Source organism: Nocardioides sp. R-C-SC26 (genome assembly GCF_021246465.1).
Lineage (GTDB): Bacteria > Actinomycetota > Actinomycetes > Propionibacteriales > Nocardioidaceae > Nocardioides.
In genome coordinates this window covers 198,983-217,735 of the sequence record NZ_JAHRHK010000006.1, presented here as the reverse complement: position 1 = coordinate 217,735, position 18,753 = coordinate 198,983, and the positions used below count along the sequence as shown (strand labels likewise).

Genomic DNA, 18,753 nt, shown 5'->3' with positions numbered 1-18,753 from the left:
CCCCGGGGTGGGGCCCCCGGGGGGGGACGGTTCGTCGTCGACGTCGCTGCAGCCGGCGGCGGGCGCTGCCGTCGCCACCACCGCAGCGATGAGGCCGATCACACCGCGGCCGCCGCCGTGTTCGCGGGGCGCTGACTCAGGATCCATGACTCGCAACACGGGTGCGACCTACCCGTGCCCGCGGGCGATCAATCCAGGGGAGCGAAATCGGTGGAGGAGCCCTGTTTGCCCGATCTGTGGACGGGTAGGGGCTTGCACTGATTCCAGTTTCGGGCGTCGTCAGACGAGGAGTTCACATGTCGGATTCGGATACTTCCAGCTCCGGAAGCACGGCCCTCTCGCCGTTGGCGACGATCAGCCCGATTCTCGGACCGATCTCCTCGATCGTGGTCGCCGCCGAGCAGGCGCTGCGTCAACTCCAGGTCCGCGAGGACCACATCCGCGCGATCGTGAAGTTGCTGCAGAGCGGCCAGGACAACCTGACCGGAAGCGAGCCCGTCGATGTCTCCAAGCCCGCCTTCGGCGCCTCCGACACCGGTCAGCGTCTCGCCCTCAACACCTCGGTGGCCCATCGGAAGGTGCAGGAGGCCATCGTCGAGATGATCGCCGGCCTGCGCGGCTTCGAGGAGAACGTCCACGAGTTCCACGCGAGCGTGCTCGACACCGACGCCAACGCGGGCGCCGACCTGAACAACACCGCTGCCCGTGTCGAGTCGGTGACCCCGATGAGTGACGCCAGTGCCTGCGTGGAGGGAACCGACTTCGCCACGCCCACGGCCTGCAACCTGGGAGACAACTGATGACCGGTCCCGAGGAGTCCCGCTGGCTCAACCACCTGCTCGGCTGCGACGACCACGAGGTCGGAGTGGGCTCGCGCGAGTGGGACGAGTGCCGAACCCTGCTGGACGCCGTCGAGAAGCAGCTGCTCAAGGCGGCCAGCGCCGACGAGGCGATCGTGCCCGAGGGTGAGACCGGGCAGTCGATGGCCGGCGCGTTCTCCCGCGCGGCCTCCGCCATGGCCAAGCGGGCCGCCGAGCTCCAGCGGGGCTCGGAGGCGCTCGGCTCGGCAGGTGGCGTCATCTCAGGCGCCCGCAAGGCCAAGGAGCAGCTCGATCGCGACTGGCCGCCGGTGGCGGCGCCCGACGCCTGGACCGACCCGGTCGGCCCGTGGACCGACGAGGACCACCAGGCCAAGGCCGACCACGACACCCAGGCCTCGCTCTACGCGGAAACCCGGCGCCGTCGTGAGGAGACCTCGCGCGAGTGGACCACCCGCATGGACGAGGTCTTCGACGAGCAGACCAGCGTGATGGAGCAGATCCACGGCGAGGAGGTCATCTGGCCGCCGGTCGGCCCCGAGGACCCCTATCCGACCGGCCCTGGCCGTTCACCGATCACGACGCCGACGTCCAGCGACGACGGCAGCCGACCGACCCGGGATCCGCACATCACCGACACCGACGGCAACGGTGACGGCGACGACTCCATCGACACGACGAATCCGACCACCACCCAGCCCACCACGACGCAGCCCCCCGTGATCGGCCCCGGCACCGACGTCGGCCCGGGCGTCACCGCCCCGACGCCGTCGCCGTCGACGGCCGGGCCGGGCGGGATGTCGCCGGCTGCGGTCGCCGGGTTGGGTGGCGCCGCTCTGCTCGGCGGCGCCGGACTCGTCGCCGGTGCCCGTGCCGGGCTCTCCCTGCCCGGCTTCGGAAGCGCCCGCCCGGGCTCTTTCGGCGCGACGAGTCGCGCCGCGGGCACGGGATCGACGCTGGGTCGCGGCACCGCATCGGGCGCGGCTCGTGCCGGCGGTACCGCCGGCAGCGCTCGGCCGGGCACGGCAGGCAGCCCCGGACGTGCAGGAGCCGCGGGACGAGGCGCTGGTGCCGCCGGCGGCCGTGGCGCCGCTTCCGGCGGGGCCGGTGGACGGGGTGCCGGACGCGCCGGCACGGCTGGAGCCGGTGGCAAGGGCGCAGGAGCGGGTGGTCGCGGCGGAGCCGGTGGCAAGGGCGGTGCCGGCGCGGCTGGTGGCCGCGGACGTGGTCGGGACCAACGCGAGGACGCCCGCGACCGGGACCTCTACGACGACGGCAAGGACTGGCTGGACGACGACGGCGCTCCCGGCGTCCTCGCCTGAGTCGGCTCAGCCTCCTGAACCGCCGCATCCGGCAGTGAGCGCGCGGCGCATCACGATCGCGGTGGCGCCGTCGCGGTAGTACCGCGGCCGGCGGTCGATCTCCACGAAGCCGTGACGCGCGTAGAAACCGAGGGCACCGGTGTTGCCCTCCCGAACCTCGAGGAGCAGCCGGTGGGCGCCCTCGCCACGTGACCACTGGCGCACCGCCTCGAGCAACGCGGTCGCGACACCGGAGCGTCGCGCCGACGCCGTCACCGCGATCCGCTGCAGCTCGGCGATGTCGCCGGCGGCGCTGACGACCGCGTGCCCGACGACGCGCTGGTCCACCTCGGCGACCAGGTAGCGCACCGTCGGCACCCGGCCGGCGACACCTTCGGCGACCAGGCCGAGCGACCAGGCGTCGGGGCCGAGCCCCTCCTCCTCCAGAGCGTGGATCGCGGAGGCGTCCTGCTCCGTCGCCACCCGGACGACGGGCGCGGTCACGAGACCGGCTTCGGCGGCCCGGGCACCTCGGCATCGGGGCGCCGCAGGTACAGCGGCTCGGGGTCGAGCAGTTCGACCCGCTCCTCGGCGATCGCACGTCCGAGCCACCCGGCACTGGGCCGCAGCGGCCCGCGCGCACCGGTGAAGGCGTCGGGGTACAGCGTGCCGCCCTCGCCGATCACCGGGGCGCTCGTGGCGACGTCGGCGGGCGCCGCGACCGCGGGACCGCTCGTCCGCACGCCGTCCGCGTCGTAACCGGCGAGGTAGACCTCGCGTCGGCGCGCGTCGGTCGCCACCACGAACGGCATGTCGACCGCTCCGGTGTCGACCGCCTCGATCGCCAGCGCGTCGAGGGAGCAGACACCGTAGATCGGGACGTCGAGCAGCAGACCGAGCGTGCGTGCCGTCACCAGCCCCACGCGCAGCCCGGTGAACGGACCCGGGCCGACGCCCACTCCGATCGCGGTCACGTCCAGGCGCGTTCCGCCGGCCTCGGTGAGCGCACGGTCGATGAGAGGGGCCACCTGCTCGCCGTGCCGCATCGCCTCGGCCGAGCGGCACTCCGCCAGCACGACGTCACCGTCGAGGACGGCGACGCTGACCGTGGGCGAAGCGGTGTCGAAGGTCAACAGCACGGGACGACCGTACCCACCCAGTCATCGAGCCGACCTCCCGGTCATCGAGCTTGTCGAGATGCCCACCGGGTCTCGACAAGCTCGACCACCGACGACTGCTCAACCGCCGGCGTAGTGCGCGGGGTCGCGCACCCAACGCGGGCCACGTCGCAGGATGTCGACGATGCGCGGCTCGTCACCGTCGAGCGTCTCCGGACCGTCTGCGGAGTCGCTCGATCCGTCGTCGCGGGTGATCCGGATCTCGATCCGCGACTCCGCCAGGCCCTCGGCCATCCCCTCACCCCACTCCACCACCGTGACGGCGCGGTCCAGCGAGGTGTCGAGGTCGAGGTCGTCGAGCTCGGCCGCTCCACCGAGCCGGTAGGCGTCCACGTGCACCAGATCGGGTCCGGCATCGGTACCCGGGTGCTCGCGGGCGATGATGAAGGTCGGCGAGGTCACCGCGCCGCTGACACCGAGTCCCGCGCCGAGACCCTGGGTGAGCGTGGTCTTGCCCGCCCCCAGGTCACCGCTCATCACGACGACGTCGCCCGCTCGCAGGTCCGCGGCGATCTCCCTGCCCAGATCGCGCATCTGGGCGGCGGTGGAGATCCGGTGCCGGCTGGGCAACGGGCGGGCGAGCTCGACGTAGGGGCGACGGCGGTCGGTCTGCACGAATCCGCGTCGCTTCCAGAACGAGATCGTCTCGGGCAGCTCCTCGCGCGCCACCAGCTTCAACCACGAGCGTCCCTCGGCGGCCTCGAGCGCCGCCGTCACCAGGGCCTCCGCGACGCCACGGCCGCGTGCTGTCGTGGCGACGCAGAATCGGCGGATCCAGACGGTGTCGCCGACCGGGTCGAGAAGCAGGGCGCCGGCCGGCTCGCTGCCGAGTCGGGCCAGCAGGCCACCGCTGAGGGCGAGCCGGGTCGCGATCGCCTCGACCGACTCCATCAGTGCCGGGGCCGGCGGATCCAGCGGCGGGCGGCTGCCGAAGGCGTCCTGGATGATCGCGTAGACGACGTCGGCGGACTCCGGCCCGACGCGACGCACGGTCATGGCGGCACCGGGCTCGCGGGCCTGCTCCCCCGGGTGGTCGGACGTCCCCATGGTGACGGTCAACGGGCTCCGGCCCGGTCGAGCGCAGCGGTGATCAACTGGTCCAGCTCGGCGTTGAGGTGCTCGTGCCGCTCCATCGTGACCATGTGCCCGGCCCCCTCGCACTCGAGCAGTCGCGACCCGGCGATCTGCGCGTGCAGCTTGCGCGAGTGCCCGATCGAGGTGAGCTTGTCCTGGGTACCGCAGATGATCGAGACCGGGATGGTCGAGAGGGCCTCGACCGCGTGGAACTTGTCCAGGCTCCCGAAGCTCGGGAAGAAGTCGGCGACCACCTCGAACGGTGTCGCCGAGAGCATGTCATCGACGAACCGCAGGTAGGACTCCGGGACGTCGGAACCGAACGCGAAGCGGTTCGTCGCGCTGTTGGCGATGACCCGACCCACCCGCCGGACGGCGTCCACGGTGCGGTGGCCACGTTGCAGGGTCGCGACCGCACGATGGGTCGCTCGGCCGGTGAGACGGGCCGGCAGCATCGGCAACAGGATGCGGCTGGGATCGAGCCCCCCGGCCGTGGTGGCGATGAGCCCCACGCCGAGCACCTTGGTGCCGATCAACTCGGGGAACTGCTCGGCGAACGCGACGATCGTCATGCCGCCCATCGAGTGACCGACCAGCACCACCGGGCCCTCGGGGGCGACCTCGTCGATGATCTGCTTGAGGTCGCGCCCGAGCTGGTCGATGGTGGCGTGCTCGGGGGTGCAGCGCCCCGAGCGGCCGTGCGAGCGCTGGTCGTAGTAGACGGCCCGCACCAGTCCCCGGTACGCGGCGCGCTGGAAGTGCCAGCTGTCCAGGTTCAGGCAGTAGCCGTGGGCGAAGATCACCGTCACCCGCGGCGAGCGACCGCCCGCTCTCCCCGAGTCCTCCAGCTCGTCGACCTCGACGTGGAGCGGGGTGCCGTCGGTCGCGATCACGTGGATCGGCGCCGAGCGCAACGTGCCGAGCGGGACGTCGTCGCCCGCCGTGTGGCTGATCGCTCGCTGCTGGCGCAACAGACCGATCGCCGTACCTGCGGCCGCGACCCCGAGGAGGCCGCCGATCGATCCCCACAGCCAGCGGCGGCGGTTCCCGGAGGTGCTCGCTGTGCTCATCCTCGCGCTCCTGTCGTTGCACCGTCGCGCTCGCTGTCGACGTAGCGGCGGGTCAGCCGGCCACCGATCCGGGTGACGATCTCGTAGTTAATGGTCTCGCAGGCCTCGGCCCAGTCCTGCGCGGTGGGGCCCAGCTCCGGCGGGCCGAACAGCACGACGTCGCTGCCGACGTCCGGGGTCTCGCCGCCGAGGTCGACCAGCAGCTGGTCCATGCACACGCGCCCACGGATCGGCCGGCGCTTGCCGGCGACCTGGACGGCGGCTCGGTTGCTGGCCGCGACCGGCACGCCCTCGCCGTAGCCGACCGGGACCAGACCGATGGTGGTCGCCTCCGGGGCGGTCCAGGTGTGGCCGTAGGAGACGCCGTCGCCGGCAGCGACGTCCTTGACCAGCGCGAGGTCCGCGCGCACCGTCATCGCGGGCCGCAGGTCGACGCCGTGCGGGACGCCGGGTGCCGGATCGAGACCGTAGGTCGCCAAGCCGCAGCGCACCGCGTCGAAGCGCGCCGACGGCCGCAGCAGCGCGGCGGCCGAGTTCGCCAGATGGCGCAGCGGCGGGTGGAGTCCCGACTCCTCGGCCATCGCGAGCGCATCGAGGAACGCCTGTTCCTGGGCGTGGTTGGCCGGGTGCTCGGGCTCGTCGGCGCACGCCAGGTGCGACCAGAGCCCGGTGATCTCCCAGCGGCCCGCCTTCTCGCCCGCTCGTGCGCGGGAGAAGAAGCGCTCCCAGTCCGCCCGCGGAGCACCCCCACGCGAGAGACCGGTGTCGACCTTCAGCTGCACCCGAGCGGGCGCGCCCGCGTAGACCACGGCGGCCTCGATCTCGTCGAGCTCGCCGACGGAGTACGCGGTGAGATCGACGCCCGCGCGGATCGCGTCGTCGTAGTCCTCGTCGGGCACGGTGAGCCAGGTCAGCAGAGGTCCCGTGTCGCCCGCGGAGCGAAGGGCGCGCACCTCGTCGAGCGTCGCGACCGCGAGCCAGTCGGCCCCGGCCTCACGCGCCGTCCGTGCGACCGGCAGCATGCCGTGCCCGTAGGCGTCGGCCTTGACGACGGTGATCAGCGCGACACCGGTGAGCTCCTTGAGGAGCCGCACGTTGTGCCGGATAGCGGCCAGATCGACCACGATCTCGGCCCGGTCCCACTGTGTCACCGGCTCATCCTTGCAGGCCGTCGAGGCCGCGGACGACGTCGGCGAGCGCCGGGGCGACGTCCCCCGCCACGATCGGTCCGTGCCGCGAGGCCAGCGTCGCGGCGGCGCCGTGCAACCAGGAGCCGACCGAGGCCGCGTCGAACGGGCTCATGCCGGCTGCGGCGAGCGCGCCGACGACACCGCCGAGGACGTCGCCCGCACCCGCCGTGGCGAGCCAGGGGGTGCCGGTCGTCGTCGCCCGCACGGCGCCGTCAGGCGTCGCGATCAGGGTGTGCCGACCCTTGAGCAGCACGACGCAGCCGAACCGCTCGGCAGCCGCGCGAGCATGGCGCAGCGGTGCCGCCTCGATCTCGGCGCGTGAGACGTCCAAGAGGCGGGAGAGCTCGCCCGCATGCGGCGTGAGGATCCACCCGGACCGGTCGGCGTCGTCTCGTCGACGGGTGAGCGGCAGGTGCGCGAGAGCACCGGCGTCGATCACGGTGGGCACGCCCCCGGACAACGCCGCGGCGAGGGTGTCGGCGGCGTCCGGGCCGCTGCCCGAGCCGACGACCCACGCCTGCACCCGGCCCTCGCCGACGACCTCGGGGTGGCGCTCCCGCACCAGCCGCGCGACGTCGGCGTCGCCCACGTAGCGGACCATGCCGGCGAGTCCGCAGGCGGCACCGGCCACCGAGAGCAGCCCCGCACCGGGGTAGGTCGAGGATCCTGCACGGACACCGACGACGCCGCGGGTGTACTTGTGGTCGTGCGCTTGGGGTCGTGGCAGGAGCGCGGCGACGTCGGATGCCTGCAGCGCCTCGACACCCGCCTCCGGGAGGTCGAGCCCGATGTCGACCAGGTGCACGACGCCGGCCGCCTCGGCGGCCGGATCGACCAGGAGCGCCGGCTTGAGCGACCCGAAGGTCACCGTGACGTCGGCGCGAACGTGGGAGTCGCCGTCGGCGGACGCGGCGACCTCGCCGGTGTCGACGTCGACGCCGCTGGGGACGTCGACCGCCACGATCGTGACGCCGTCCAGCAGGGCGAGAGCCTCCGACGCCGCGGATCGCAGGCCCGGGCGTCCGCCGATGCCCACGATGCCGTCGACGGCGAGGTCGGGGCGGCGCCCCGTAGGCAGGGGCGCCCGCGGCACGTCACGGCGCGCGAGGCCGCCCGCGTCGCGCAGGGCCTGCAGCCCACCGGCGTGGACGTCGTCGGCGAGCAGCCAGGCCTCCACCTGGGCGCCCCGCCGGGCGAGCACCGCCCCGGCGTAGAGCGCGTCCCCGCCGTTGTTGCCGGCTCCGACGAGCAGCAGGATGCGGCGCCCGTACCCACCGCCGAGCAGGTCCAGCACGACGTGGGCCAGTCCGTGCGCAGCGCGCTGCATCAGCGCGCCGTCCGGGAGTCGCGCCGGCAGAGCCTCCTCGGCGTCCCGAATCTCGGCGACCGTGTGCGCGTGCCTCACGATTCCAGCACCACCATCGCCGAGGCGATGCCGGCGTCGTGGGAGAGGGAGAGATGCACCTGGGCCACCCCCAGCTCGCGGGCGCGCTCGAGCACGGTGCCGCGCAGTTCGAAGCGCGGGCGGCCGCTCTCCTCGCTGACCACCTCGGCGTCGTGCCAGGCCATCCCGGCCGGAGCGCCGAGCGCCTTGGCCAACGCCTCCTTGGCCGCGAACCGCGCCGCCAGCGAGGCCGGCTGCCGCAGCGCCTCGGCCGGGGTGAAGAGGCGCTCGCGCAGTCCCGGCGTCCGCTCCAGAGAGAGGGCGAACCGGGCGAGATCGCACACGTCGATCCCGACGCCGAGCACCGCCATGTCGCTCCCGCGCCTACTCGACCGTGACGGACTTGGCCAGGTTGCGCGGCTGGTCGACATCGTGCCCGAGCGCCGTCGCCAGCTCGCAGGCGAACAGCTGCAGCGGCACCACGGCCACCAGCGGCTGCAACAGCACCGGCACCCGGGGCAGCCGGATCAGCACGTCGGCGTACGGCGCGATCTTGTCGTCGCCGGCCTCGGCCAGGCAGATCGTGCGCGCTCCGCGGGCCCGCACCTCCTGGATCCCGCTGAGCATCTTCTCGTGCAGCTGGTCGCGGCCGCGGGGAGGCACGACGCACAGCACCGGCAGACCCTCCTCGATCAGCGCGATCGGGCCGTGCTTGAGCTCGCCGGCGGCGAACCCCTCCGCGTGCAGGTAGGCGAGCTCCTTGAGCTTCAGTGCCCCCTCCAGGGCGACCGGGAAGCCCGCGTGGCGCCCCAGGAACAGCACCGACCGAGCCCCCACATGCTCGCGCGCGAGGGTGTAGATCTCCTCTGCCCCGGCGAGCACCGTGTCGATGTGCGCCGGGATCTCCTCGAGCTGGCGCATGATCTGGTCGATCTCGTCGCCGTAGCGGGTGCCCTTGACCTGGGCGATGTAGAGCGCCAGCAGGTAGCAGGCCACCAACTGGGTCAGGAAGCCCTTGGTCGAGGCGACGCCGATCTCGGGGCCGGCGTGGGTGTAGATCACCGCGTCGGACTCGCGCGGGATCGTGGAGCCGTTGGTGTTGCAGATCGCGAGCACCTTCGAGCCCTGGGTGCGGGCGTGGCGGATGGCCTGCAGGGTGTCGGCGGTCTCCCCCGACTGGCTGATCGCGACGACGAGCGTGTCGTGGGTCAGGATCGGGTCGCGGTAGCGGAACTCGCTGGCGAGCTCGACCTCCACCGGCGTGCGGGTCCAGTGCTCGATCGCGTACTTGGCGACCATGCCGGCGTAGAACGAGGTGCCGCAGGCGATCACGATGATCTTGTCGATCTCGCGCAGCTCGTCGTCGTCGAGACGCATCTCGTCCAGCTGCAGCTGGCCCGCCGGCGAACGACGTCCGAGCAGGGCGTCGGCGACGGCGCGCGGCTGCTCGAAGATCTCCTTGCGCATGAACCAGTCGTGGCCGTCCTTCTCGGCGGCCGAGAGGTCCCAGTCGACGCTGAACCGGCGACCCTGCGCCGGCTCCCCGGCAAAGGTGGTGACGTCGACGCCGTCGCGAGTGAGCGTGACAACCTGGTCCTGCCCGAGCTCCAGGGCCTCGCGGGTGTGCTCGATGAACGCCGCGACGTCGGAGCCCAGGAAGCTCTCCCCCTCGCCGATGCCCACCACGAGCGGACTGTTGCGGCGCGCGGCGACGACGCGGTCGGGGTCGCCGCCGTCGACGGCGACGAGGGTGAAGGCGCCCTCCAGCCGGCAGCAGACCCGCTGCATCGCCGTCGTCAGGTCGGCGCCGCCGAGCACCTCGACCTCGAGCAGGTGGGCGACGATCTCCGAGTCGGTCTCCGAGAGCAGGACGTGGCCCTGGCGCTCGAGCTCGTCGCGCAGTTCGACGAAGTTCTCGATGATGCCGTTGTGCACCACCGCGACCCGGCCGGTGTCGCCGCGGTGCGGGTGGGCGTTCCGGTCGTTGGGCGCGCCGTGGGTGGCCCAGCGGGTGTGGCCGATGCCGGTCGTGGCGGCGGGCATCGGCTCGTCGGCGATCAGCTTCTCCAGGTTGGCGAGCTTGCCGGCCTTCTTCGCGGTCGCCACCGTCGTGCCGCCGTCATGGCCCTCGGGGCCGGACACCACCAGGGCCACGCCCGCGGAGTCGTAGCCGCGGTACTCCATTCGCCGCAGACCCTCGACCACGATGCCCTGGGCCTGCCGAGGTCCGACGTAGCCGACGATGCCGCACATGGGCCTCACTCTACGGTCCTGCGCCGGACACCGCCCCCGGCGCCAGGGCGGGCCGGGCGCTGCAAGAATCACACCCATGACCGCCGGCGGGGGGCACCAGCCCCCACCTCATCTGGAGGAACACCCCCGGGAGTCATCCCCCTACACCGAGCTCGACCGGGCCGCCTGGTCCCAACTGGCACAGGAGACGTCGAACCCGCTGCGCGCCGACGAGATCGCGTCGCTGCGCGGGCTCGGTGACGCCCTGGACCTCGCCGAGATCCAGGAGGTCTACCTCCCGCTCTCCCGGCTGCTCAGCCTGTACGTGGAGTCGGCCGGCAAGCTCCACCGCGAGCAGGAGGCGTTCCTGCACCAGCGGACGCCGCCCCGCACCCCGTTCGTGATCGGGCTCGCCGGGTCGGTCGCCGTCGGCAAGTCGACGACGGCGCGCGTGCTGCGCCAGATGCTGGCCCACTGGCCCGAGCACCCCAACGTCGCACTGATCACCACCGACGGCTTCCTCTACCCCAACGCCGAGCTGCAGCGCCGGGGGCTGCTGCAGCGCAAAGGGTTCCCCGAGTCCTACGACCGCCGTGCGCTGCTGCGCTTCGTCGTCGACATCAAGTCGGGCAAGGACGAGATCGAGGCACCGACGTACTCCCACCTCGTCTATGACGTCGTGCCCGAGGAGAAGGTCGTCATCAAGCGCCCCGACATCGTGATCATCGAGGGCCTCAACGTGCTCCAGCCCGCGCGCGTGCGCGAGGACGGCCGCGCCGGACTCACGTTGAGCGACTTCTTCGACTTCTCGGTCTACGTCGACGCCGGCACCACCCACATCCGCGACTGGTACGTCGACCGGTTCCTGAGGCTGCGCGAGACCGCGTTCCGCGACCCGACGTCCTACTTCCGCAAGTACGCATCCCTGACGCACGACGAGGCAGTCGACGAGGCCCGTCGGATCTGGGACTCCATCAACGGCCCGAACCTGGCCCAGAACGTGCTGCCCACCCGTTCCCGCGCGACGCTCGTGCTGCGCAAGGACAAGGACCACTCGGTCCGCTACGTGCGCCTACGGAAACTCTGAGCGCAGCTCGGGCGACGAAGGAGCCCGGGCGCCCTCGAGACTCTGAGCGCTCAGGCGGCCTCGGCCAGGCGGTAGCCCACGCCCTTGACGGTCTCGATGTAGCGAGCGCTCGGGCCGTCGTCGCCGAGCTTGCGGCGCAGGCTGGCGATGTGGGCCTCCACTGCACGCTTGTCGGCCTCGTTGACGAAGTACGACGTGACGTACTGCTGGCCACGGATGACCAGCACCAGGTCGGCCTTGCTGCGCACCCGACGTCCGGTGCGCATCAGCGAGAGCAGCAGGTCGGCCTCGGCCTGGGTGAGATCGAGAGCGCGGCCGCCGATCGTGGCGACACCGGAACCGGTGTCGAAGGAGAGGTCGGAGAAGCGGAGTGACCCGGGGGCGCCGGCGTCCGGACCCGCAGGCGACGCGGCGCCGGCCGGGGATCCCGTGCCGAACACCGACGTCGTCGCGGGCGCGGGCATGACCGGGGCAGGCTGAGGCGGCGCCGGCTGGAACACCGGAGCCGGCTCGGGCGGGGCGACAGGGGCGACGGGCGCGCTGGGGGGCGGCGAGTACGGCTCGCGCGCGGAGTCGCGGTTCGGCGAGCCGTCGATCGACGCCTGGAACTCGCGGGCGGCGGTCGCCGCCCACGACTCCGGCTCGGCCTCCGGCTCGGTGGCGGCGGGAGCCGGGGCCGGTGCGGCGCCGGGCATGCCGGCGGCGGCGCGCCGCAGCATCGAGTCGGCGCGGGCGCGCAGCTCGCGCGGGCGGAACGGCTTGACCAGGTAGTCGTCCGCGCCGGCCTCGAAGCCACGGATGATGTCGACCTCCTGCGCGAGGGAGGTGATCATGATCAGGTACGTCTGGCTGAACTCGCGCAGGCGCTTGGCCACCGCGAAGCCGTCCATGCCGGGCATGTTGACGTCGAGCGTCGTCAGGATCGGGTCGTACTGCCGCACGGCCTCGATCGCGGCGGCGCCGTCCTCGACGACGACGACGTGGAACCCTGACTGGGACAGCACGACCTGGATCAGCTCACGGACGTCCACGTCGTCCTCGGCCACCACTGCCGTCTTCTGCTCTGACACGGCCCTCAGCCTAACAACGGCTGGGGCAGCCCGCGGCCACTCCGTGCACTCCCGGTGACCCGGCGATCAACAGAGTGCCTGCGAGGGCAACGGCACGGCAACAGCGGAGCAACACCGCCGCCCGCGGCCTACCAGCCCGCTGCCTCCGCGAGCGCCACGGCGCGTTCGATCCACACATCGCCCGCGGTCGGGCCGCCGTGGCAGGTGCCGTCGCTCTCCGCGGGCGGCTTGACCCACAGGAAGGCGTCGAGCGACGTGCCGTCGTCGACGAAGCCGGGGCGCTGCCCCAAGGCACGACCCGGCGGGTTGCACCAGTCCGAGACCGCCTCCTCCGAGCCGGTGGTCGACCCGTTGCGGGAGGTGTCGATGACGTAGTGGCTGCCACCGAGCGCGTCGCTGACCTCCTCGGCGAAGCGAAGCTCGGCGCCGTCGGGTTGGTAGTTGGACACGTTGGTGGAGAAGCCGCGGACCCGATCGATGCCGGCCGCCTCCAGGAGGGTGACGATCCGCGACGCCGGGACCCAGTCGGAGTGACCCGCGTCGAGGTAGACCGCGACGCCGGCCGCGACGAGCGCATCGACCGCGCCCGACATCAGCCGGATCCGCTGACCGCGGTTCCCGCACTCGACGAGGCTCGGAAGAGCGTCCGGCTCGAGCACCACGACGGCACCGCTCGCGGCGTCGGCGATCTCCTGGACCCACGGGAGGTACGCCGAGGCACTCAACCCCCCGGCGGAGAATCCGCCCGTGCAATCGCGATCGGGCAGCCCGTAGAGCACGAGGAGCGGAAGCGTCCGGCCATCGGCAGCGGCCATCACCGAGCTGACGAACGGTCCGACCGAGCCGGCCGGATAGCGCTCGGGGGTCAGCCAGATCCCGGTCGGCACGGCCGCGATGTCCTCGAGCACCTCGGCGGCGCGGGCGTCGCCGTCCGCGTCCGCCTGCGCAGCGGCCGCCGTCAGCCGAGGGCTCGGCAGGGCGTAGAGAGCCTTCGCCGCGAACGGGTTGGAGGCGTTCGGGTCGCCGGGCTCGTCGTCCGACGCCGAGGTGCACCCGGTGAGCCCCGACAGCGCCACCAGCAGGATCGCCGCGATCAGCAGGGGCCGGGTACGCATGGGTTCATTGAACCCGACCCCACCGAGCGTCACGATCGGGCCGGTGTCAGTTGGCGTTGATCGGGATCCTCGCCACCTGGGTCGGAGTGTCGGATTCGAAGATCGCGATCGGCACGCGCTGCACGATGGCGCGCTTGACGTAGCGCGGCTTGCCCGCCTCGACCTGGATGTTGACGACGGCGCGGAAGGTCAGCTCGACGCCCCGCGTGTCGTCCGACATCGATCCGATGCGCTGGTTCCGGAGCTCGAAGGCGCCCTTCGGCGAGGTGATCAGCATCCCGTACCGGGTGGCCAGCGGCTCGGGGTCGAAGGTCGCCTGCTTGGCGACGACGTCGAGCTTGTAGGGACGCTGCGTCGGCCCGCCGTCGACGGTGATGGTGCGCGAGGTGACCGAGACGCTGTCGAGGTAGACCAGCCGCTTGGTCTTGAACGGGTCCCGCAGGCCCCGATCGAGGTCGTAGGCCTGGAGGGTGAAGGTGAAGAACTTGTTGCCCTGGGGGAACCACTCGTTGGTGCGCGGAGTCGCCTTGGTCGGGTAGAGCGTGTAGACGAAGTCGAGCCCCGGGACGCCGCGCGCCTCGATATGGGACTGGAACGTTCCGTCGCGGGTGAACTGGGAGTTCACCAGCTCCTCCGTCTTGACCTGAGGCGGAGGCACGACGGCGTCGTCCTCCTTCTCGAACAGCGAGCAGCCGCTCAGCATCAGGCTGAGGCCGAGGCCCGTGGCGACGGCCGCGCGGCGCCAGTTGCTCGTCGTCCGATCGTTGGTGCGTGTCACGCCTTGAACCCCCGATAGCGCTTGGATGCTCGGATCGTCATCCAGCCGGTCTGCAGGATCGTGACGACCCCGAGGATCGGCCACCCGACGGAGAGGATGTCGGAGCGCAACGGGATGGAGAGTTGCACCCAGATGGCACCCACCGTGACGAAGAAGACGAGCAGGATGAAGTAGGGATAGAGCCACGCGCTGCCCTTGCCGCGCTCGGCCTTGGCCTGGGCGGCCCAGTTGTCGGTCTGCTGGCTGGTGAAGAACTTCCACCAGGCCCGTACGAAGTGGCCGATCCGGATCCACATGTAGATCTCGGCCGGAGCGATCAGCAGTGCGAACAGGTAGTCGCGTGGATTGGCGAACTCCATCGAGCGCGCCACGCGGTAGTTGAGCCAGACGGCGGCGACCGGCGGGATCAGCCACCAGGGGCTGAACACGAACGCGCCGATGTTGAGGGCGCCGGCCAGCAGCAGCACGAACATCAGCCGGGTGATGATGTTGATGACCATCGAGCAGTGCTCGAACCAGCGCAGCCGCAGGTTCGGGTGGAAGGGCTGGCCCCGGGTGTCGCCTCGCTGCCCGGGCCACATCAGGTCGATGGCGCCGTAGTTCCACTTGACCTGCTGGGCGTCGAGCGCGCGGAGCGTCGTCATGCCGCCGACGTGGGCGCGCGCGTTCGCGCTGATCTTGGTGAGGTAGCCGGCGCTCTTGATCTGCAGCGAGAGCAGGGAGTCCTCCACCTCGCTGTCGCTGACCCACGGGGTGCGCTGGTGGCTGTCGCGCATGACGTCGCGCAGCGCCTGGGTGGAAAAGATCGAGAACTGGCCCCCGAGCACCGCCATGTTGCGGCCCTTGAGCAGGTTCTGCATGTTGAAGGCCGAGAACTGCGTCCGCTGGCCCGCGATGAGGAACTTGGCCATCGGTCCGTCGAGTGCGGAGTCGTCGATGGAGTAGATCGCCGAGATTCCGCCGATCCGGTCGTCGCTGGCGATCTCGTTCACCAGGTGCTCGACGGCGTCCGGCTCGGGCGTGGTGTCCCCGTCGACGCCGAGCAGGTAGTCCATGGTCTCCACGAGCGAGTACCCGTAGTTGAGCGCGCCGACCTTCTTGTCGGGGTTCTTGCCGATGTCGTGCACGTAGATGATCGTGCTCTGCTCGCCGAGCGGCGTCACACGGCTGTGCGGACCGGCGTAGTGGCCGGCGATCTCCACGGAGTCGTCGGAGGTGTTGTTGATGATCACGTGGATCACGTCGGGCAGTCGCGTCTGCATCAGCAGCGAGTCGAGCACGCTCGCGATCGTCTCGGCCTCGTTGTAGGCCGGGATGATGCACCCCACGGTGGCACGATGCTCGGGCATCGCGTCGAGGCTCTCCAAGAACTCCTCGGCGTAGGCGCTCAGGCCCGGATCGGGCGTCATCACATAGCCAGGAGTCGCGTTGCCGTCGGCAGCGAGGTCCTCCCTCATGGGCGTGATCCTATCGACGGCGGACCGTGCGGTCCGGAGGTTGTCAGCAGTCGGGTTCGCTCAGCGGACGCTGGGCGCGCTGGTGGCGGTCGGGGTCGTCGTCGGGGTCGCGGTCGGGGTGGGTGTGGCGGTCGCGGTCCCGGTGGGCGAGGCGGTCGGCGTGGGCGACGGCGTGGGTGTCGGCGTCGCCGTGGGCGAGGGGCACTTCTGCTGACCCGTTGCCGGCGGCAGGTAGGCGGCGCCGATCTCGGTGCCGCGGCCCGTGGTCAACCTGACGTTGCTCACCTTGACCTGGGTGTAGAGGCAGCGTCGTGGCTCGGTGCCCAGGTAGCCGCCCGACATCTCGCCGGCGTCGATGACGACGGTGTACGAGCCGGTGGTCAGGGCGCCGTCGAGCATGAAGCGCCCGCCGCGTCCGGCCACGGCCGTGTCACGCAGGCCACCGCGCTCGTCGTAGAGGCGAACCCGCGCCCCTGGCAGCACGTAGGCGGGGGCGAAGGCGTCCAGCACCGTGCCGGTGATCCAGCCTCCACGCTGGCGCAGCGTGGCGCTGCCGAAGGCGACCTTGCCCGGCTTCACCGTGGCGTTCACGCGCACCCGACCGCCGAGCCACACGTCCCACCCGGGCAACTGGATGTCGTATCCCCCCGCGTAGAGCCCGCGGATCGTCACCCGTCCTCCGGCCGCGCGCGCGGTCCAGAACTGACCGGTCTTGCGGCTCACCACGGTCACCGTGGCTCGCGCCTTGTAGCGGTCCGATGCCGTGAGGAGGTCGATGGAGAGCGTTCCCGCCCGCTTGCGCAGGTTCACGTTCACCCGACGGAAGGGCTTGGCCTTCACCGTCGACAGGTAGATGGACTTGTCCACCCACTGCTTGGTGCGGTCGTAGGTGAAGATCGAGTAGCGGCCAGGTGGCAGGCCGCCGATCGCGTACTGGCCCTGGCTGTTGGCCTTGGTCGTGTACGACTGCTCGGAGGTGTTCGCCGCGATGACGGTCGCACCTCCGGCGATCTTGCCGCCGGCGCGCACGGTGCCGCCGATCGCGGCACCGCGGGTCAGCCGGACGTCCTTCTGGACCGTGCCTCGCCGGATGGTGACCGTGACATCGGCGGGCGCGGCCTTGGTGACGTCGTAGGCGGGCTTCTGGTCGACGAACTGCAGGTGGTAGGTGCCGACCGGCAGGGTCAGACCGTAGACGCCGCCTCGCACCATCCGCGATCCGATGAAGGTCCAGTTGCGGTCGAACCAGAGCATCTTGACCCGGCCGACCAGATCCCCGTTCTGGTAGATCGCGCCGCGCACCGTGCCCCGTTCGACGGCGCTCGCCGGCGACGTCGGCACGATCACGAGCAGGGCGGCCGCGATGGCCGCGGCGAACGCGACGATGGCGGCAGCCGGAAGGCGGCGCTGACGGGGAAGCACGGCCCCATCGTACGAAGGCACCGACCACACCCGCTCCAGGTCAGATCAACGAGACGGCAACACCTCGGCAACGAGAGGCGCATCTCGACAAGCTCGAGACCCGAACCGGTGGTCGAGGACGTCGAGACCCACGGCGGATCAGCGCCCCAGCCGCTCCTTGACCACGACAGCGAGGCGGTGCGCGACGTCGTCGGCCTGGGCCTGCGACGGCGCCTCGACCATCACCCGCACCAGCGCCTCGGTGCCCGAGGGGCGCAGCAGGATGCGACCGTTGCCGGCCAGCGCCGCCTCCTCGGCGGCGACCGCAGCTGCCAGCTCGGAGTCGGTCTCCGCGCGCGTCTTGTCGACGTCGGGAACGTTCACCAGCACCTGCGGCAGGCGGGTGACGACGGCGGCCAGCTGCTGCAGCGTCGAGCCGGTGCTCGCCATCCGCGCGAGCAGGTGGAGCGCGGTCAGCAGGCCGTCACCGGTCGTGGCGTGCTCACTCATGATCACGTGGCCCGACTGCTCGCCACCGAGTGCGAACCCACCGGCCCGCATCGACTCCAGCACGTAGCGGTCGCCGACCTTGGTCTGTTCCACCGCGATGCCGGCCGCGCTCATCGCCTGCACGAAGCCGAGGTTGCTCATCACCGTGCTGACCACGGTGCGCTGTGGCAGGTGGTCGCGCTCAGCGAGCGCGAGCGCGAGGACGGCGAGGATCTGGTCGCCGTCGATGTCGTGACCCTCGTGGTCGACGGCGAGGCAGCGGTCGGCGTCGCCGTCCAACGCGATGCCGGCATCTGCACCATGGGCGAGCACCGCGTCGCGCAGCGGGCCGAGATGGGTGGAGCCGCAGCCGTCGTTGATGTTGAGGCCGTCGGGATCGACGCCGATCGCGATCACGTCCGCACCGGCGGCTCGCAGCACCATGGGCCCGGCCTGATAGGCGGCGCCGTGCGCGCAGTCGAGCACGATCCGCAGTCCGGCGAGCGGCCGGGGCGCGGCCAGCGTGCCGAGCAGGTGCTCGACGTACTCCTCGACGGCCTTGCCGTAGGGCTCGACCCGGCCGATGTCGCCCCCGGTGGGCCGCTCCCACTCCTGCCCGAGCACCGCCTCGACGGCCTCCTCGACGGCGTCGTCGAGCTTGTGGCCGCCGCGCTGGAGGAACTTGATGCCGTTGTCGGGCATCGGGTTGTGCGAGGCGCTGATGACGACGCCCAGATCGGCGCCCAGGGCGGCCGTCAGATAGGCGACGCCCGGCGTCGGGAGCACGCGCAGGCGCAGCACGTCGACACCCGCGGAGGTCAGCCCGGCGACCACGGCGTGTTCGAGGAACTGCCCGGAGATCCGGGGATCGCGCCCCACGACCGCGAGCGGCCGCACCCGGGGGCGGGTGGCGTCGTCCTTGTCGTTGCGTCCGCGCCACTCTCCGCCGTCGACCATCACCCGGGCGGCTGCGACCGAGAGGTCCAACGCGAGCTCAGCGGTCAGCACTCCGTTGGCCAGACCACGCACGCCATCGGTGCCGAAGATCCTGGTCACCCGATCATCCTTCCGTCGAGGCCAAAACCGACGGTGGCCCGTCTTCTGGACAG

17 protein-coding genes are annotated in these 18,753 nt (G+C 71.7%); 3 read left to right on the top strand and 14 right to left on the bottom strand.

The genetic code is table 11. The annotated features are described in order from the left end of the window. Nucleotides 1-296 precede the first annotated feature (296 nt). Both KSO97_RS08015 and KSO97_RS17885 read left to right on the top strand, forming a co-directional pair. Entirely contained in the window at nucleotides 297-800 is a 504-nt protein-coding gene (locus KSO97_RS08015) for a hypothetical protein (RefSeq protein WP_232677698.1), read from the top strand. Next, the gene (locus tag KSO97_RS17885) at nucleotides 800-2,140 is read left to right on the top strand and encodes a hypothetical protein (RefSeq protein WP_269782151.1); all 1,341 of its coding nucleotides are present in this window, start codon (nucleotides 800-802) and stop codon (nucleotides 2,138-2,140) included. Before KSO97_RS08015 ends, KSO97_RS17885 begins: the two co-directional genes overlap by 1 nt. A 6-nt stretch (nucleotides 2,141-2,146) precedes the next feature. On the opposite strand, the gene rimI is transcribed toward KSO97_RS17885, so the two are convergent. From rimI to glmS, 8 genes are all read right to left on the bottom strand, one after another. After that, a complete protein-coding gene (gene rimI / locus KSO97_RS08005; RefSeq protein ID WP_232677691.1) occupies nucleotides 2,147-2,623 on the bottom strand; it encodes a ribosomal protein S18-alanine N-acetyltransferase in 477 nt (158 codons plus the stop codon). Further along, on the bottom strand, nucleotides 2,620-3,258 hold the full coding sequence (gene tsaB, locus KSO97_RS08000) for a tRNA (adenosine(37)-N6)-threonylcarbamoyltransferase complex dimerization subunit type 1 TsaB (protein ID WP_232677689.1): 639 nt from the start codon (nucleotides 3,256-3,258) through the stop codon (nucleotides 2,620-2,622). The genes rimI and tsaB overlap by 4 nt, the downstream gene beginning before the upstream one ends. 99 nt (nucleotides 3,259-3,357) lie before the next feature. Further along, nucleotides 3,358-4,344, bottom strand: a complete 987-nt coding sequence (gene tsaE, locus KSO97_RS07995; RefSeq protein WP_232677687.1) for a tRNA (adenosine(37)-N6)-threonylcarbamoyltransferase complex ATPase subunit type 1 TsaE — start codon at nucleotides 4,342-4,344, stop codon at nucleotides 3,358-3,360. Nucleotides 4,345-4,352: 8 nt separating this feature from the next. Next, complete coding sequence (locus KSO97_RS07990) at nucleotides 4,353-5,441, bottom strand: alpha/beta fold hydrolase (protein ID WP_232677685.1); 1,089 nt, start codon at nucleotides 5,439-5,441, stop codon at nucleotides 4,353-4,355. After that, complete coding sequence (alr, locus tag KSO97_RS07985) at nucleotides 5,438-6,592, bottom strand: alanine racemase (protein ID WP_232677683.1); 1,155 nt, start codon at nucleotides 6,590-6,592, stop codon at nucleotides 5,438-5,440. Before alr ends, KSO97_RS07990 begins: the two co-directional genes overlap by 4 nt. A gap of 4 nt (nucleotides 6,593-6,596) precedes the next feature. Beyond that, on the bottom strand, nucleotides 6,597-8,036 hold the full coding sequence (locus KSO97_RS07980) for an NAD(P)H-hydrate dehydratase (RefSeq protein WP_232677681.1): 1,440 nt from the start codon (nucleotides 8,034-8,036) through the stop codon (nucleotides 6,597-6,599). Further along, the gene (locus KSO97_RS07975) at nucleotides 8,033-8,386 is read right to left on the bottom strand and encodes a holo-ACP synthase (RefSeq protein WP_232677680.1); all 354 of its coding nucleotides are present in this window, start codon (nucleotides 8,384-8,386) and stop codon (nucleotides 8,033-8,035) included. The genes KSO97_RS07980 and KSO97_RS07975 overlap by 4 nt, the downstream gene beginning before the upstream one ends. A 13-nt stretch (nucleotides 8,387-8,399) precedes the next feature. Continuing rightward, on the bottom strand, nucleotides 8,400-10,268 hold the full coding sequence (gene glmS / locus KSO97_RS07970) for a glutamine--fructose-6-phosphate transaminase (isomerizing) (RefSeq protein WP_232677679.1): 1,869 nt from the start codon (nucleotides 10,266-10,268) through the stop codon (nucleotides 8,400-8,402). Between the two features lie 76 nt (nucleotides 10,269-10,344). Here glmS and coaA point away from each other — a divergent pair, with 76 nt between their 5' ends. Then, entirely contained in the window at nucleotides 10,345-11,334 is a 990-nt protein-coding gene (gene coaA, locus KSO97_RS07965) for a type I pantothenate kinase (RefSeq protein WP_232677678.1), read from the top strand. Nucleotides 11,335-11,384: 50 nt separating this feature from the next. Here the strand turns inward: coaA and KSO97_RS07960 are convergent, their stop codons facing one another. The 6 genes from KSO97_RS07960 to glmM form a co-directional block, all read right to left on the bottom strand. Continuing rightward, nucleotides 11,385-12,404, bottom strand: coding sequence for a response regulator transcription factor (locus KSO97_RS07960; RefSeq protein WP_232677677.1), 1,020 nt, complete (start codon nucleotides 12,402-12,404; stop codon nucleotides 11,385-11,387). Nucleotides 12,405-12,532: 128 nt separating this feature from the next. Further along, a complete protein-coding gene (locus KSO97_RS07955; protein WP_232677676.1) occupies nucleotides 12,533-13,519 on the bottom strand; it encodes a glycoside hydrolase family 6 protein in 987 nt (328 codons plus the stop codon). A gap of 46 nt (nucleotides 13,520-13,565) precedes the next feature. Continuing rightward, nucleotides 13,566-14,297 (bottom strand): hypothetical protein, encoded by a 732-nt coding sequence (locus KSO97_RS07950; protein ID WP_232677675.1) that lies wholly within the window; start codon nucleotides 14,295-14,297, stop codon nucleotides 13,566-13,568. Beyond that, nucleotides 14,294-15,754: a glycosyltransferase gene (locus KSO97_RS07945; protein WP_232677674.1), complete on the bottom strand. Its 1,461-nt coding sequence runs from the start codon at nucleotides 15,752-15,754 to the stop codon at nucleotides 14,294-14,296. The genes KSO97_RS07950 and KSO97_RS07945 overlap by 4 nt, the downstream gene beginning before the upstream one ends. 60 nt (nucleotides 15,755-15,814) lie before the next feature. Further along, a complete protein-coding gene (locus tag KSO97_RS07940) occupies nucleotides 15,815-17,176 on the bottom strand; it encodes a collagen binding domain-containing protein (protein ID WP_232677673.1) in 1,362 nt (453 codons plus the stop codon). Nucleotides 17,177-17,314: 138 nt separating this feature from the next. Continuing rightward, nucleotides 17,315-18,700, bottom strand: coding sequence for a phosphoglucosamine mutase (gene glmM, locus KSO97_RS07935; RefSeq protein ID WP_232677672.1), 1,386 nt, complete (start codon nucleotides 18,698-18,700; stop codon nucleotides 17,315-17,317). Nucleotides 18,701-18,753: the final 53 nt, after the last annotated feature.